At 35.0% G+C, this 15,874-nt stretch carries 19 protein-coding genes; 7 read left to right on the top strand and 12 right to left on the bottom strand.

Going from position 1 to position 15,874, the window contains the following annotated elements; translation table 11 throughout:
- Positions 1-885 (top strand): lysophospholipid acyltransferase family protein, encoded by an 885-nt coding sequence (locus tag LK994_RS02950; protein ID WP_262907867.1) that lies wholly within the window; start codon positions 1-3, stop codon positions 883-885.
- Here LK994_RS02950 and LK994_RS02945 read toward each other — a convergent pair.
- The 3 genes from LK994_RS02945 to tsaB all read right to left on the bottom strand — a co-directional run bounded on the left by LK994_RS02945 (position 882) and on the right by tsaB (position 3,489).
- Complete coding sequence (locus LK994_RS02945) at positions 882-2,285, bottom strand: MBL fold metallo-hydrolase (protein WP_229761395.1); 1,404 nt, start codon at positions 2,283-2,285, stop codon at positions 882-884. The two genes, LK994_RS02950 and LK994_RS02945, sit on opposite strands and share 4 nt — an antisense overlap.
- An 85-nt stretch (positions 2,286-2,370) precedes the next feature.
- The gene (locus LK994_RS02940) at positions 2,371-2,667 is read right to left on the bottom strand and encodes an ArsR/SmtB family transcription factor (protein ID WP_229761394.1); all 297 of its coding nucleotides are present in this window, start codon (positions 2,665-2,667) and stop codon (positions 2,371-2,373) included.
- A 141-nt stretch (positions 2,668-2,808) separates the two neighbouring features.
- Complete coding sequence (tsaB, locus tag LK994_RS02935) at positions 2,809-3,489, bottom strand: tRNA (adenosine(37)-N6)-threonylcarbamoyltransferase complex dimerization subunit type 1 TsaB (protein WP_229761393.1); 681 nt, start codon at positions 3,487-3,489, stop codon at positions 2,809-2,811.
- Positions 3,490-3,561: 72 nt separating this feature from the next.
- Between tsaB and LK994_RS02930 the strand changes: the two genes are divergently transcribed.
- The 4 genes from LK994_RS02930 to LK994_RS02915 all read left to right on the top strand — a co-directional run bounded on the left by LK994_RS02930 (position 3,562) and on the right by LK994_RS02915 (position 5,913).
- Positions 3,562-3,942, top strand: a complete 381-nt coding sequence (locus tag LK994_RS02930) for a RidA family protein (RefSeq protein WP_229761392.1) — start codon at positions 3,562-3,564, stop codon at positions 3,940-3,942.
- 2 nt (positions 3,943-3,944) lie between these two features.
- Positions 3,945-4,880: an NAD(P)-dependent oxidoreductase gene (locus LK994_RS02925; protein ID WP_229761391.1), complete on the top strand. Its 936-nt coding sequence runs from the start codon at positions 3,945-3,947 to the stop codon at positions 4,878-4,880.
- A gap of 89 nt (positions 4,881-4,969) precedes the next feature.
- Entirely contained in the window at positions 4,970-5,443 is a 474-nt protein-coding gene (gene greA / locus LK994_RS02920; protein ID WP_229761390.1) for a transcription elongation factor GreA, read from the top strand.
- Between the two features lie 77 nt (positions 5,444-5,520).
- Positions 5,521-5,913, top strand: coding sequence for an HIT family protein (locus tag LK994_RS02915; protein ID WP_229761389.1), 393 nt, complete (start codon positions 5,521-5,523; stop codon positions 5,911-5,913).
- Here the strand turns inward: LK994_RS02915 and LK994_RS02910 are convergent.
- From LK994_RS02910 to ruvC, 3 genes are all read right to left on the bottom strand, one after another.
- Positions 5,891-6,580: a response regulator transcription factor gene (locus LK994_RS02910; RefSeq protein ID WP_229761388.1), complete on the bottom strand. Its 690-nt coding sequence runs from the start codon at positions 6,578-6,580 to the stop codon at positions 5,891-5,893. The genes LK994_RS02915 and LK994_RS02910 overlap by 23 nt on opposite strands.
- Positions 6,581-6,590: 10 nt before the next feature.
- Positions 6,591-7,862 carry a sensor histidine kinase gene (locus LK994_RS02905; RefSeq protein ID WP_229761387.1) on the bottom strand — a complete coding sequence of 424 codons (1,272 nt, stop codon included), beginning with the start codon at positions 7,860-7,862 and terminating at the stop codon, positions 6,591-6,593.
- A gap of 88 nt (positions 7,863-7,950) precedes the next feature.
- A complete protein-coding gene (ruvC, locus tag LK994_RS02900; protein ID WP_229761386.1) occupies positions 7,951-8,523 on the bottom strand; it encodes a crossover junction endodeoxyribonuclease RuvC in 573 nt (190 codons plus the stop codon).
- Between the two features lie 83 nt (positions 8,524-8,606).
- On the opposite strand from ruvC, the gene LK994_RS02895 reads away from it, so the two are divergent.
- Both LK994_RS02895 and LK994_RS02890 read left to right on the top strand, forming a co-directional pair.
- Positions 8,607-9,602 carry a lysylphosphatidylglycerol synthase transmembrane domain-containing protein gene (locus LK994_RS02895; RefSeq protein ID WP_229761385.1) on the top strand — a complete coding sequence of 332 codons (996 nt, stop codon included), beginning with the start codon at positions 8,607-8,609 and terminating at the stop codon, positions 9,600-9,602.
- Positions 9,586-10,395 carry a DUF3108 domain-containing protein gene (locus tag LK994_RS02890; protein ID WP_229761384.1) on the top strand — a complete coding sequence of 270 codons (810 nt, stop codon included), beginning with the start codon at positions 9,586-9,588 and terminating at the stop codon, positions 10,393-10,395. Before LK994_RS02895 ends, LK994_RS02890 begins: the two co-directional genes overlap by 17 nt.
- Before the next feature lie 4 nt (positions 10,396-10,399).
- Here LK994_RS02890 and LK994_RS02885 read toward each other — a convergent pair whose 3' ends face one another.
- From LK994_RS02885 to LK994_RS02860, 6 genes are all read right to left on the bottom strand, one after another.
- Positions 10,400-11,257 carry an MBL fold metallo-hydrolase gene (locus LK994_RS02885; RefSeq protein ID WP_229761383.1) on the bottom strand — a complete coding sequence of 286 codons (858 nt, stop codon included), beginning with the start codon at positions 11,255-11,257 and terminating at the stop codon, positions 10,400-10,402.
- Positions 11,258-11,275: 18 nt separating this feature from the next.
- Positions 11,276-12,163, bottom strand: coding sequence for an FkbM family methyltransferase (locus LK994_RS02880; RefSeq protein WP_229761382.1), 888 nt, complete (start codon positions 12,161-12,163; stop codon positions 11,276-11,278).
- A 154-nt stretch (positions 12,164-12,317) separates the two neighbouring features.
- Complete coding sequence (locus tag LK994_RS02875; RefSeq protein WP_229761381.1) at positions 12,318-13,595, bottom strand: MFS transporter; 1,278 nt, start codon at positions 13,593-13,595, stop codon at positions 12,318-12,320.
- Positions 13,596-13,649: 54 nt separating this feature from the next.
- Entirely contained in the window at positions 13,650-14,441 is a 792-nt protein-coding gene (locus tag LK994_RS02870; protein WP_229761380.1) for an undecaprenyl-diphosphate phosphatase, read from the bottom strand.
- Between the two features lie 82 nt (positions 14,442-14,523).
- Complete coding sequence (locus tag LK994_RS02865) at positions 14,524-14,775, bottom strand: DUF3098 domain-containing protein (RefSeq protein WP_229761379.1); 252 nt, start codon at positions 14,773-14,775, stop codon at positions 14,524-14,526.
- Between the two features lie 62 nt (positions 14,776-14,837).
- Positions 14,838-15,719, bottom strand: coding sequence for a cell division protein FtsX (locus LK994_RS02860; protein WP_229761378.1), 882 nt, complete (start codon positions 15,717-15,719; stop codon positions 14,838-14,840).
- Positions 15,720-15,874 lie beyond the last annotated feature (155 nt).

The following is a 15,874-nucleotide window of genomic DNA, read 5'->3' as shown; positions in this document are numbered from 1 at the left end:
ATGTATTATATTGTTTACGGTTTACTTTATTTGATCTCTCTGTTGCCTTTTTTTATCATGTACAAGCTAAGCGACTTTATTGCTTTCTTGTTATACCGTGTTTTTAAATACAGAAAGGCCGTTGTGTTAAATAATTTACTCATAGCATTTCCTGAAAAATCTGATCGGGAAAGAAAAAAAATAGCTAAAGAGTTTTATAGAAATTTCTGCGATACGTTTATTGAAACGATCAAGGTACTGTCTATGAGTGATAAAGTGTATGACGAAAGATGTACAGGCAATTTCGAACTTATAAATGGTATAGTAAAAAAAGGAAAGAATATCCAGATATTTGGAGCACATAAATTTAACTGGGAATATGCCAACCTGGTGATGAGTAAAAATATTTCCATACCTGCTATAGGTATTTATAGCCCCATAGAAAATAAAGCAATGGACAGACTTTTTTTAAAGATCCGTTCAAAATATAATACAATATTGGTACCCACTGTTACTTTTAGAAGACAGATGCCTGAATTGATGAAAGGCCAATATTTGATGTATTTGTTGGCAGATCAGAGTCCATCCAGAATACAGCATGCCTATTGGCTTGATTTTTTTGGAAGAGAGACACCATTTGTAGCAGGTCCCTACAAATCAGCATCAAGGAGCAATACAACAATTATTTTTCTAGACTTCAGAAAAATAAAAAGAGGATACTACAGCTTTGATACCAAACTGGTGGTAGAAGATGCAGGAAATTATTCGCCAGAGCAATTAGCTATTATGTACAGAAATTTTGTACAAGATATCATACGTGAGCAGCCTGATAATTATTTATGGAGCCATCGCAGATGGAAACACACGTATAATGAAGAGTTTAAAAATAACAGAATCGAAGGTTAGTTTAATGCACTGGCTTCCTTTTCAGTTTTGATATTTTTTTCTTCGGATATGGCTTTCCAACCACCCAGAACATTTCTGAGATTGTGTACACCTTGTCTTTTTAACAAAGAGCAGGCAACAACACTTCTGTAGCCCCCGCCACAATGCAGATATAGATTTTGATTATCTTCAAAAGCTGCTATGGTGGCAAGATCCGTTAAATCATTCAACGGCAGATTAAGTGCATCTTTAACGTGGCCTACAGCATATTCTGTTTCTCTTCGTACATCTATTACCTGTAAATTCTTGTCATGTTTGATATCCATAGCTAATTCATCAGGTTCGATGTCGATGATCAGGTCAATTGTTTCTCCTGCATTTAGCCATGTATCAAATCCTCCATCAAGATATCCTTCTACTTTACTAAAACCAACTCTTGCTAATCTGACAACAGTTTCTTCTTCTTTTCCTTTTTCAGTAACAAGGATCATTGTTTTGTCAAATGGCAATAGGCTGCCGGCCCATTCTGCAAATCTTTCTTCAAGACCTATAAAAATGCTTCCGGGGATAAAGCCTTGTGTAAAAACAGCGGCCGGCCTTGTGTCTAAAATAATTGCGTCGCTATTGAATCTATTTTTAAATGTATTGATATCTAATGGTTGCAAAGCTTTATTTTTTATTGATTCAAGGGCTTCGTATCCTTCTTTATTTAATTGTGCGTTCACTGAAAAATATTTTGGTGCAGCTTCCAGGTCTGCTGTTATGGTTTGAATAAATGTTTCTTTGGTTTGTTGTTGTAAAGCGTAGTTTGATTGTTTTTCTTCGCCAATTGTACTGTATTTTTCAACGCCTAAATTTTTACCGCAACTACTTCCTGCCCCATGAGCCGGGTATACCAAAATATCATCAGCCAATGGCATGATCTTATTTTGTAAGGTGTCGTACATAATTCCTGCAAGTTCTTCTTTACTTAGATCTCCGCTGCTCAGATCAGGTCTGCCTACATCTCCTACAAATAGTGTATCTCCTGTAAAAATTGCATGAGCTTTTTTGTTTTCGTCCCGTAATAAATAACAACAACTTTCAATTGTATGGCCCGGGGTATGTAATACTTCTAATGAAATTTTACCCAGTGTAAAAGTTTCACCATCAGTAGCAATATGTACCGAAAATTTTGTTACTGTATTTGGACCGTAAATAATTGGAGCACCTGTTTTTTGATGAAGATCTAAATGTCCACTGACAAAATCTGCATGAAAATGTGTTTCAAAAATATATTTGATCGTGGCATTCCTTTCTTTAGCTAATTCAATATACTGCTCTGTATCTCTTAACGGATCAATGATAGCGGCCTCTCCATCACTTTCAATATAATATGCCGCTTCACTTATACAGCCTGTATATAATTGTTTTATAAACATATAAATTAATTAATCCATCAAAGATAAAAAACAAAAAGCGGATGTCATTATAACATCCGCTTTCAATTTTTTCCTTGCTTTAACACTAGGTAATCAGTTGATTCACAAATTCGTTAATTTCTTCAATACGTTTGTGGTTGATAACGTAGTGAATGAATTTACCCTCTCTTTGTGTATTCACAATACCGGCTTTTCGTAAAATAGCCAAATGTTGTGATGCAACAGATTGTTCCAATCTAAGACGAACATAAATTTCAGTTACGGTAAGTTTTTGTTCTTCATCAATCAATTTGATTAACTGTTGGCGTAACTTGTGGTTAAGTGCTCTCAGCGTTAAAGCTGCTTTTTTGACGTTGTAATAGTCAATTTTGTTAGCGATCATGTACAGATGTTTTAAACTACAACTCCGGTCAAGAGTTACAGTGGTTATAGGAATAAGGTTCTGCAAATATATTAATCATTTAATATCCTACATACTTTTTGTTGCATAAGTTTTGCCCTTTTTATTATATGCATCAAATTATCAAGCATTTGGAGAGAAAAATTCTTTTATATATAAAGGCTCAGAATAAGCAATATCTGCAAATTCTTTTGCTAAATATTTTTTAAAAGACAAATTACTCAATATTTTACTTTGTATTTCAATTTTATGAAATCCAACTGCTTTTGGATTAGCACATAGCCTACCCCATTTTTCGGCACCAGAACCAAAAAATAAAATTGGGTGCCTGTTAAAAAAATCTTCGAATGATAAGGGATTAAGTATTAAGGCACTAGGGTTTAATATAATTTGCAGATTTGAACCATAAATTGCAGTATATACCTCCATGCGTCTTGCATCGATCATCGGACATAGCAATAATTCAGGAATATCTGTTTGTAATTCATTGAGTGCTGATGCTGTTAATGCCTCAAGGGAATTAATAGTTATAAGTGGTTTATTAATAGCGTAGCAAAGTCCTTTTGCGGCAGCCATACCAACTCTAAGTCCGGTATAAGATCCCGGCCCTTCAATGACCGTAACAGCATCAATCTGTTGTATATCAATCTGTAAACTACTCAAAAGCTGTTTAATGGCCACTTGTAAAAAACTACTATGGTCTTTTGGTTCCCTATTTGTAAGTTCTTGCAACAAAGCACCATCCCTAGCAATGCTTACGCAGGCTGTTTCTAATGCAGTGCTAATATTTAATATAAGTGGCATATACTATCTTATGTAAATTTTTACAAAAATACGTCGTAGCAAAAAGATATATTTGTGTTTTATAAATAAAAAATGAGTAAAGAAATTATCAATACAGAAAGAGCTCCGGCACCTATTGGTCCGTACAGCCAGGCTGTAAAAGTGGGAGATCTATTGTTTCTGTCCGGACAAGTAGCCTTGATACCAGGCACTAATGATCTGGCAAATAAAGATATTGAGGAAGAAACGCATCAGGTAATGCAAAATCTGAAGAATGTGTTGGCAGAAGCCGGGATGGATTTGAGCAATGTAGTTAAAACAACGATATTATTAAGTGATATGGATTTGTTTGGCAGTGTAAATACCATCTATGCTCAATATTTTTCCGGCAATTTCCCGGCAAGGGAAACTTATGCTGTAAAGGGTTTACCCAAAAATGCGAATCTTGAAATTAGTATGATAGCCGCACTATAGAGATGAATACAAAAAAAGCAAGGGTGATTATTACAGCCAGTGCACATCAGTATTTGATGGATACGCTGGAACAAAAAGGGTATGAAGTGATGTACCTACCTCAAATCAATTACGAAGAATTGGCTGGATTAATTGCTGAAGCCGAAGGTCTGATCGTAACCACAAGATTACGTATTGATAAAAACATTTTAGATAAAGCAATAAAACTGAAGTGGATAGGTCGTTTGGGAAGTGGTATGGAATTGATTGATACAAATTATGCAGAAAGCAGAGGTGTAATATGTATGAGCAGCCCCGAAGGTAATCGTAATGCAGTAGCAGAGCATGTTTTGGGATTATTGTTGAATCTTACCAATAATATCTCAAAAAGTTTTTTAGAAGTGAAGAATCAGCAATGGCTCAGAGATGTGAACAGAGGCACAGAACTTTTTGGAAAAACGATCGGTATTGTTGGTTATGGTAATACCGGGAGTTCTTTTGCAAAATTACTGGCACCATTTAATGTTACTGTTTTGGCGTATGATAAATACAAGTTTGGTTTTGGAAAGGAGTACATTAAAGAAGCTAATCTGGAAAAAATATGCAAATATGCTGATGTGATCAGTTTTCATGTGCCATTAACAGATGAAACAAGACATATGGCCAATGATGCGTTCTTCACTTCACTACAAAAAAAGCCCTATTTTATCAATGCATGTAGAGGGAAAGTGGTTGATACTGCAGCCCTGATCAAGGCTTTGGAGGCAAAATTCATTGCTGGAGCGGCATTAGATGTTCTGGAAAATGAAAAACTGGAGACCTTAACCTCTATTCAAAAAGAACAAGTAGAATTTTTGATATCGCAGCCAAATGTGGTAATTACTCCACACATAGCCGGTTACAGCCATGAGGCATTTTATAAAATGAGTGCAGTAATTCTGGAAAAGTTGGGAGTTTAAAAAAAATATTATATTTGTGATAATATACAACGCCTTAGGCATTCCTGAGGCGTTGTATTTTTTTTTCTATTTACTATAAACGATTTGTTATGAGTGATACTAATTATGTAAAGAAAGACACTTTTGAAAAAATGAAAGAGGAGTTGCAACATATGAAAGGTGTTGAACGACCTGCAGCCAGCAGAGCTATTGCCGAAGCCAGAGAAAAAGGTGATCTAAAAGAAAATGCTGAGTATGACGCGGCAAAAGAAGCGCAAGGTATGTTGGAGGCCAAGATCAAATATCTGGAAGGTGTAATTGCTACGGCCCGTATTTTGGATGAAACAAATATTGATACCAGCAAAGTGTCTATTCTCACCAAGGTTACGGTAACCAATATGGGAACAAAAAAACAAGTTACCTATCAGATAGTTTCAGAAAAAGAAGCAGACCTGAAATTGGGTAAGATCTCTGTAACCTCTCCAATTGGAAAAGGATTGCTGGGTAAAGTAATTGGCGATATTGCTGAAGTGCAGGTGCCAGCCGGGCAACTTAAATTTAAAGTGGAAAATATTACCATTTAATTGTTATCAAATTTTTAAAAGGCCCTGTTCATTTTGAGTAGGGCTTTTTTGTTTGTAATTTTATAAAAAATATTTGTATGACAATCTTCTCTAAAATAATCGCCGGTCAGATCCCGTCTTATAAGATCGCTGAAGATGAAAATTTCTTTGCCTTTCTGGATATTTTTCCATTGGTACAAGGCCATGTATTGGTAGTGCCTAAAACAGAAACAGATAAATTTTTTGATCTGTCAGATAATTATTTGAGTAAGATGCTGGTATTTGCAAAACCCATTGCACATGCTATAGAAAAAGCATTTGATTGTAATCGTTGCGGAGTAAGTGTTGTAGGGTTAGAGGTGCCACATGCTCATTTGCATTTAATGCCTATCAATTCTGCGGATGATCTGAATTTCACCAATGAAAAACTGGAGTTGTCAGCCGAAAAGTTAAAAGAAGTACAACAGGCTATTCTGGCACATTTAGTCTAAAGCCAACACCATGAATTGTTTCTAAAATAATAGATGGGTCTGCTTTAAGATGCTTACGAAGTTTGGTAATAAATACATCCATACTTCTACCTAAAAAATAATCATCTTTACCCCAAACATTCAGCAATACTTCTTCTCTTTTTAATATCTTGTTGATATGCTTTGCAAAAAAATTCAACAGATCAGCTTCTTTTTGAGTTAAAGAAATTACTTCTTTGTCAATATATATTTTAAGTTCGGCGGTAACAAATCTTAGTTTACCGATAGTGTATTCCAATTGTGTGTCTGAGGACAATTTTTTTGATCGACGTAAAAAAACATCCATACGCATCAACAGTTCCTGCATACTGAAAGGCTTGGTGATATAATCATCGGCACCGGTTTTAAATCCTGTTATTTTATCACTTTCCATACTCTTGGCTGTAATAAATAAGATAGGGACAACATCACTTAACTGCCGGATCTTTTTTGCCAATGAAAAGCCATCTCTCACAGGCATGTTTACATCTAATAAACAAATATCAAATTCTTTTTTTTGAAATTGCTGCCATGCTATTTCTCCGTCCGGGCAATGAGTAACTTCATAGCCGGCGTCTTGTAAATTATCTTTTATTACAAAACTTAATGCCAGATCATCTTCTGCTAAAAGTACTTTTCCTTTACTCATGAAACGATATTTAGGTTGTTGGTAATTTTATAATAAAACAACTTCCTTTGCCCTGCTCACTGATTATTGTAATCTTGCCATTGTGTGCATCTACTACTTTTTTAACAAAATTCAAGCCAAGTCCGAAACCTTTAGTAGTATGCAATTCCCCCTCAGTAACCCGGTAAAAACGATCAAATATTTTTTTATGTTCTTCTTTGCTGATACCTACTCCATTATCTTTTATTGAAATACTGGCAGTATGTTCTTCTATAGATGCTATGATATCTATAGAAGGCTGCCTGGAAAATTTAATGGCATTTTCAATGAGATTTACGAAAGTCAGCAGTAAATAGGATTTATCCGCCGAAATAATACATTCTCCTGTAGGGAAACTAGTATTAATGATTGCCCTTTTTTCTTCTATCAGTGGTTGCAGGTCATTAATTGATTGTGCGATCAGTTCATTGATATTGACTTTTTCTTTTTGCAGCGGCAGGCTACTTCTGTCTGTATATGCTATTTCGAGTAGGCGTTGTACCTGCGCCTGCAAATGCGTTGTTTGATCATTGATGATATTGGCATAGGTCTTTAGTTTGTCCGGTTTATTGTTGATATCAGATTGTTGTAATACTTCAGATGCAATTTTCATTACCGCTAAAGGAGTTTTGAACTCATGTGTGAAATTGTTTACAAAATCCTTTTGTATTTCGTTTAAAAATTTCTGACGGTATAAATAAAAAATACTTATTCCAAAACCGATCAATACAATTAAAAGCGTGCCACTTGATACGATCCAGAAAAACATCTGTTTCAAAATGTACTGACTCCTGTGAGGAAAAAGATACATGATATAGTCATAGTTTCTTGAAAAGACCGGTAAACTTTTAGGGATGCCTTTTTTGTTGTAAGCATCCGGCAGGTCGATATAATTCTCAAAAATATATGCTTGCTTATGATTGTTGTAGACGCCTATTTTGCAGTCGGTGTATACATCAAAATCGGTGAATTCAGATTTGATGCTCATCCAAAGTGTATCAAGGCTTGGGATACAATCTACTCTGAATAAATAGATATCCGGGCTGGGATTTTCAATGATCGTTTGTTTATTATCAGAAACATCATTTACCAATTCCATATCATCATATAAACCACGTATGCTTTTTGAAACATTAATGTTGAATTGCTTCTCTTCATATAAATAAACCTTTTGCAGCCAGAATAATTGCACTGCAATGATCACGGCTATCAAAAGGGTGCTCACGAGCAGCACTAACCGTAATGTTTTGGAACGAATTGTCATAAAATGTATTCTGCAAAGTTTTTATTTAATTTCATCTCAACGCTGTTAATCTATGTTAAGTGGAAGTTAATAAAAAAGCAACGGTTAATTACTTTACGCTTTTACCAGACTTAATTCTTTCGGGATTTTTTTTCAGAAAATCATCCCATCCTTTTGATTTGCCTGCTCCGGATACTGATACAGTCTTTTCCTGAAAATAATGACACACAGCTACGGCTAATGCATCTGATGCATCTAAATAGGTTGGATTTTCTTCAAATTGTAGCAATCGTTGAAGCATCTTTAATACCTGCTCTTTATTCGCATTTCCATTGCCAGTAATTGATTGTTTAACTTTTTTGGGAGAATACTCAGTTACATCTAAACCATGTCTCATGGCGGCTGCAATAGCTACTCCCTGGGCCCGGCCCAGCTTAAGCATACTCTGTACATTCTTTCCAAAGAAAGGAGCTTCAATGGCAAATACATCCGGTTTGTATTTAACAATGAGACCACTAACTGTGTTATAGATCAATTGTAGTTTTTTATACGGATCTTCAACTTTGCCTGGTTTTAAAACCCCCATTTCTACTAATTTTATAGTGCTTCCTGTAATTCTTATCAAGCCATAGCCCATGACAACTGTGCCGGGATCAATGCCTAGAATTGTTTTTGATGTCATGTATAAGAGAAATTTTGTTTTTAGGTTTACTGAATTGCCCCTTTTTTAAACTATACTTGTAGTATAAAAGTAATCAAATCGGGTTGAACAGGTATATCAAAATATTAATCAATTATTTTTTAGGTCCTCTATTATTTATCATACTTTCATGGAGTTTGTATCGGCAGATAGTTAATCAGCCCGATCTGCCAAACAGATGGCACGAAATAAAAGATAGTTGGCTTAATTGGAAATTTTGGCTGGTGATTTTTTTAATGTTTGTGAATTGGGGAATTGAGGCAAAAAAGTGGCAGCTACTCATTCATCATTTGCAGCGTTTTTCTTTTATTAAGGCTTATAAGGCAGTGTTGTCTGGCTGTAGTGTTACAATGCTTACGCCTAACAGGGTTGGGGAGTATGGAGGTAGAATTTTGTATGTTGAAAATGAAAATAGAATAAAAGCAATATCATTGACTATTGTTGGAAGTATCAGTCAATTGTTGATTACTTTGATCATGGGATGCCTTGGTTTATTGTTTTTAAGATTTTTTTCACAAAACAATAGCAACGCATTAAATGTTTTACCAGACTTTTGGAGTAATGTTCTAATTTATTTGAGTGTTGGCGTGACTGTTTTTTTGTTGCTGTTTTATTTACGTTTAGGCTGGCTGGTTAGAATGATGGAAAAAGTACCGGCTCTGCAAAAAGTAGTACGTCATATAAGTGTGTTGGATGAATTTAGCGATAAGCAGTTATTTACGATCTTGCTTTTATCGTTTGTGCGATTTCTGGTATTTGTTTTGCAATACGTTCTTTTATTACAGGTAATGCATGTTGGTATAGGAGGCTGGTTATGTTTTTGGTTAATGACGGTATTTTATTTAGTGATGGCAGTTGCACCAACATTAGGTTTTGTAGAATTGCCTGTAAGGGCAAAAGCCAGTTGGGAGATTTTGAAATTTTACACCGGAAATGAATTAGGCGTAGGTGCAGCAGCATTAGGTATTTGGTTGATTAATTTAGTGGTACCGGCAATCATCGGTAGTTTGCTGATTTTGAGTATAAAAATTCTAAAAGAAAAAGATGAGAAACTTAATTAAAATATTTGTTCTGATAACAGGTCTTATGGCGTTTGCGCCAAAACAAGTACCGGGTGATGATTTTTGCGGAATTAAAAACACCGCATTTAAAGAAGGAGAAAGTGTTACTCTGAAAGTTTTTTATAATGCACTGGGGATGTATGTAGGTGCCGGCGAAGCCACTTTTGTTACTACACTGGAAAGGTTTAACGGTAAAACAGTTTACCATTGTGTGGGAGATGGAAAGTCGTATTCATTCTTTGATAATTTCTTCAGGGTAAGAGATCGTTATGAAACTTATATTGATACTTCAACAATGCTGCCGGTAAAATTTATTCGTAATGTAGATGAAGGCGGACACAAAATTTATAATAACGTAACGTTCAATCAGGGAGCTGGTACAGCGGTGAGTACAAATGGTATTTTCAAAACACCTAATTGCATTCAGGATGTGGTAAGTTCTATTTATTATGCTCGTAATATAAATTTCAGTAAGTATAACCCCGGAGATAAAATTCCATTCGACATGTTTTTAGACGATGAAGTGTATCACTTGTACATACGGTATCTTGGAAAAGAAAATGTAAAGACCCGCTACGGAAAATTCAGAGCTATAAAATTCAAACCTTTGTTGATAAAGGGAACTATGTTTGAAGGTGGGGAGAAAATGACGGCATGGGTAAGTGATGATCCCAATCATTTACTATTAAGAGTAGAAAGTCCGATCAGTGTTGGGACTGTAAAAATTGATATGTATGGGTATAAGAATTTAAGATACCCATTAACGTCATTGCAAAGTGTAAGAGGGCAATAGTTTGTTACAGGTCACTTAGTGTAAACGTATTGTTTGCTCTGATTCCTTTTTCAGTTTGATGAACTGTGCAGCATTCAATCAAAGGGTCATGTTCAAAAAAAAGTATATACTCCTTTTCTACCGCTGTTTGTAAAAATCGTTTCTTTTCTTCCAATGTTTTTATTGGAAACATATCGTACCCCATAATATAAGGTAATGGTATATGTGCAACAGACGGAAGCAGATCGGCCATAAATACAATTGTTTTGCCCTTGTAATTGATTATCGGTAGCATCATTGCTTCAGTGTGGCCGTTTGCAATAAAAAAAGATAGCTGAGGGATGCGTTCATCTGTTGCTAATTGTTTATTGTTATCCGAAACTTCAATAAATTTCAAGAAGCCGCTTTCCCGAATAGGCAAAATATTTTCTTTTAAAAAACTAGCTTTTTCTCTTTCGTTTGGTTCCGTGGCCCATTTCCAATGTTTTTTGTTGCTCCAGTAAACAGCATTGTTGAAAGCAGGAACAAGCTTGTCATTATCTTTTATGATAGCCCCGCCACAATGATCAAAATGTAAATGAGTTAAGACCACATCTGTAATGTCATCTTTTGTAAAACCATGTTTCGCTAATGATTTATCTAACGTGTTGTCACCATGCAGATAGTAATAACTAAAAAATTTTGCATCCTGTTTATCCCCCATGCCGGTATCGATCAGGATCAACCTATCACCGTCTTCAATTAATAAACATCGCAGTGCCCAGCTACACATATTATTTTCATCTGCTGGATTTAATTTGTTCCAGATACTTTTGGGTACTACGCCAAACATAGCCCCTCCATCTAATTTAAAGTAACCGGTATTGATAGAATACAATTTCATTTTACTGTATGCTGTAATTTATTTATTTATCCATGCTTTTTTATATTCCAAAATCGCATTTTTTACAAATGAATGATTTTTTTCAGTTACGGCCAGTATGTCTGTATAATAAATTGTTCTGGTGCAATTATTTTTTTTCATACTATACACGTAAGCATTGATGTCTTTCAGTACTTCAAAAGTTGATTCTTCCACCATTAAGTTACCAAAATTATCAAATATATAAATGTATTTGTACCCCTTTTTGATCAGGAGTGTGTACAGAGTTTCAAAACCCTCGTATTGAAAATCTTCGGATATTTCATTTTCCCAAAATAAGATCGGTTCAGAATTTGATAATATTTTTTCTGCAGATTTGATTACATCGAAATCAAACCCATCAGTATCCACTTTTAATAATATCACATTGCTGCTATCATCAATCAATTTATCTAACGGTATATGCGTAATAGTTGTCTGGCTTTCACTGAGCTGCAATGTAGCAGTTCCTGCAGCATGATGGTTCAACCCTCCTGAAAGATTGCCTGTTCCAACAAGTTGCTTAAAAGTATCCACTCTGCCTGCATCTGTAGGCGATAACTTGTTTAAGTTTCTTTTCAAATAATCGAAAAATATATCAGATGGCTCAAAGCACACTATTGGATTTGTGCAATTTTGTAACATGCTGATAGTGGTATCTCCAATATTTGCTCCAACATCAATAATAAGTTTATCATGGGATAAATTTTTAGCTAAAACCGGTAAAAATCTATCATACAATCTATGTGCTTTTTGAATAGCGGGTAAAGCAAAATTCGGAGGGATATCAATTTCATATTTGCCAATTTTATACCTGCCAGCTTTAGTGGATCGTATTTTCTTATAGATGTTAAAAATTATCGGAGGTATAAATTGTGAAACTTTCATTATTAATGTTGATCTTTTTCTTTATTACAAGAGAGGTTGATATTGCTTGTGTCTGTTAAATCTAACAGAAAAAAGTGATACAACACCTAATCAGTAATAATAAGACACATTACTTTAGATAAGCCCTATTTATAACAGGAAAAAACATGAAGCATTAAACTGTTATTCTCCTTTGTTTACGAGCAGTTAACAGCAACAAAATAAAGCCAATCAGAAAAAATACAACCAACGATAAAATGGATTGTCGTATACTGCTGATTCCTTCTATCAAGCCAAATGTAAATAGGCCAATAACGATAGCCAGTTTTTCAGTAACATCATAAAAGCTGAAGAAAGAAGCGGTGTCTTTGGTTTCAGGCATTAGTTTGGAATAGGTAGAACGACTAAGAGATTGTATACCACCCATTACTAAACCAACTAAAGAAGCGATGATATAAAAATGTATTTCAGTCGTAATAAAATAACCTGTAATACAAACGCCTATCCATAATAACACAGTAAAAAGCAAAACTTTTATATTGCCATATTTTTCTGAAAGTTTGGACATAGCTACTGCTCCGGCTATAGCAACCAATTGAATGATCACAGCGGTGATGATCAATTTGTCATCTGCTAACTTTAGTTCTTTGATACCAAAGTCGATTGCTACCAGCATTACAGTTTGAACCCCCATGCTATAAAAGAAAAATGCACTCAAGAATCTTTTTAAGACGGGCATATGTGTGATCTGTTGCCAAACTAATTTTAATTCATGAAAACCATTCACCAGTACATGTTTCTTTGCTTTTCTTTCGCTTGCAGAACTCATAGGAAGTCTACTGAAAGTGATCTGTGCAAAGCCTACCCACCATATTCCTACTAATAAAAAAGTAATGGTCAATGCCAACCCTTTGTCTTTCATTGTCATCACTAAGGCAAAACCAATTAGTTGCATCAATACACTGCCGATATATCCCATTGTGTATCCTTTAGCACTTACTCTATCCATATCTTTTTCGGCAGCAATTTCTGGCAAATAAGAATTATAAAAGACCTGGCTGCCATAAAAACCAATACCGGCAAACATAAAACACATTAAACCAAGAGTCACATGATCTTTATCAAAGAAAAAAAGTAGGGAGCAACTTGCTGCACCCAGATAGCAGAAGAACCGCATAAAATTTTTCTTATTGCCTTTATAATCGGCAATTGAGGATAGTATAGGAGAGATCAGAGCGATCACTAAGAATCCAAATGCTAAAACATAATCCTTCAACTCGGTGTTTACAAAACGACGTCCTAAAAATGTAACACCATTTGGGAAATTATGTAGGCCTGTAATAGCGGCATAATATGCAGGAAAAAAAGTGGTGGTAATTACAAGATTATATACCGAGTTGGCCCAATCGTACATAGCCCAACCATTGACAACCTTTTTTGAAGCAGTTTGCATTTGTAATAATTAAGAATGAAAAATTAATAATTAATCATGTAAACAAACAATAAATTATTGAATAAAACCACTCCAGATAAGAATCAGCAGAATAATTCCAACAATGATCCTATAAATACCCCAGATACGGAAACCGTATTTTTGAACGAAGCCGATAAAAAATTTGATCGCTAACAAAGCAACAATGAATGCTACCACATTGCCGATAGCCAATTGTTTTATTTCTTCAGATGAAAAACCTCCGGCTTCTTTATAGTATTTTAATAATTTGTAGCCCGTTGCTGCCAGCATGGTTGGTACAGCTAAAAAGAAAGAGAATTCTGCGGCTACTGTACGAGTTAAATTTTGCTGCATCCCACCAATAATGGAAGCCGCACTGCGACTCACTCCCGGTATCATGGCAATACATTGCCAGCAACCGATCATGATGGCTTTTGGGAAAGATATTTTTTCTTCAGAATCAATAGTATGTATTTTAAATAGCTTATCTACAAATAATAAGATAATACCTCCTGCTAAAAGAGTGATGGCAACTGTTAAAGAACTTTCTAATAATGCATCTATCTTTTTTGAAAATAAAAAGCCTAATACCAATGCAGGTACTACCGCCGCTGCCAATTTGAAATAAAAATTCAGATTTTTAAAATTCAGGAATTTTTTTCTGTATAAAACCACCACTGCAAGTATGGCGCCTAGTTGTATAGCTACAGTAAAAACTTTAATAAAATCGGTTTCTACAATGTGTAATAATTTTTCTGTAATGATCATATGTCCGGTAGATGACACAGGTAAAAATTCTGTCAGCCCTTCTACAATGGCAATGATGATAGATTCGATGGTGTTCATGCAGTAGTTTTGTAAATATTGTAAATAAAAATTGCGAAGCAATATACTTCGCAAAAAATTATCAATTATTAATTATCCATTATCAATTAGTCTTAGGTTTTTTCATTATCGCAACGATCTCAATAATAAAACCAATCACGATCAACAAAGGAGCAACCGTAATACGAGTGGTGCTATAGATCTCAGCATCGTTGAATTTAGTTGGATCAGGACTTTTTCCGCCTGCCATTAAGAAAAATCCAAGCGCCAGTACGATTAACCCTCCAAGCATAAGCATATAATTTTCTTTACCAAATAAACTGGCTGGAGTGGGTTGTTTTACATTCTTATTCATTGTTCAATACTTTATAAAGTTGCAAGTTAATGTTTTTTAATACTTCTCTTTAGGAGAAGGTATTAATACAGGTCATCGAGTTTCATTTTAAGGTATTTCAATACCGAGCGATGTGTGCTGGCATAGGAAATAGTAACTCCGGCAATGATAATACCAGTAATAATAATTGCCATATTTCTTCCGTCTCTTAACAATTTTAGCCACGGTACAAATTTTTCTACCAGTAAAATAAAACAAAATACAGCTAAAATGGCTATCCCCGAAGCGATCAATCCATTGATCACGGCTCTTACATTTAATGGCCGGGCAATAAAACTACGGGTAGCACCAACCATTTGCATTGTTTTAATTAAGAAACGGTTGCTGTACATGGCTAACCTGATAGTATTGTCGATGGAAATAATTACAATGATTGATAGAATGATAGCAAACAGCAAGATGCCGGCTGCAATATATTTAGTGTAGCTGCTTACATAGCCAACTGTTTCAGTAGGATATTGAAACTCTGACATTACCCGGCCGCCAAAATTTGCTTCCAACTCACTTTGTAGAGAAGCGATACTGTCTTTGTTCATATAATCTGACTTAACATAAAAATCCATGCTTTCAGGCAGAGGGGAATTGTCTAAAAATTTCTTCCAGGTAGTATCATTTTCTGCATTCCATTTTGCGGTAGCTTTTTCCTTGGTGATATATTCCAGATTTTTTACATAAGGGATCGCTTCAATATATTTTTGCAGACTGTCAATTTGTTTTTTTGTAGCAGAACGCTGTATATACGCATGCACCTGGATGTTCTCCCTGAACATTTCGCCGGATTTTTTCAGGTTAAGAAATAACCAACCTACTATTCCGAAAAGAAACAAGATCAATGAAACACCAATAATAGCGTATAAATAAGAGGGTTTGCTTCGCTTAGCAGATGATTTTCCGAATTGAGACATGTGTTAGCTAATTGTTTATCCTTGATAATTAATGGGTTGTTGGCAGCAGCCGTATTCAAAACAGGTCAAAAATAAAGGTTTTTACTTGCTTTAATGTACTTTTGCCACCTGCAAAACAGCTTATTTGCAAATATATTTTTATTGGATGATACAAA

Source organism: Ferruginibacter lapsinanis, from assembly GCF_020783315.1.
Taxonomy (GTDB): Bacteria; Bacteroidota; Bacteroidia; order Chitinophagales; family Chitinophagaceae; genus Ferruginibacter; species Ferruginibacter lapsinanis.
This window is presented reverse-complemented; position numbering and strand designations above follow the sequence as displayed.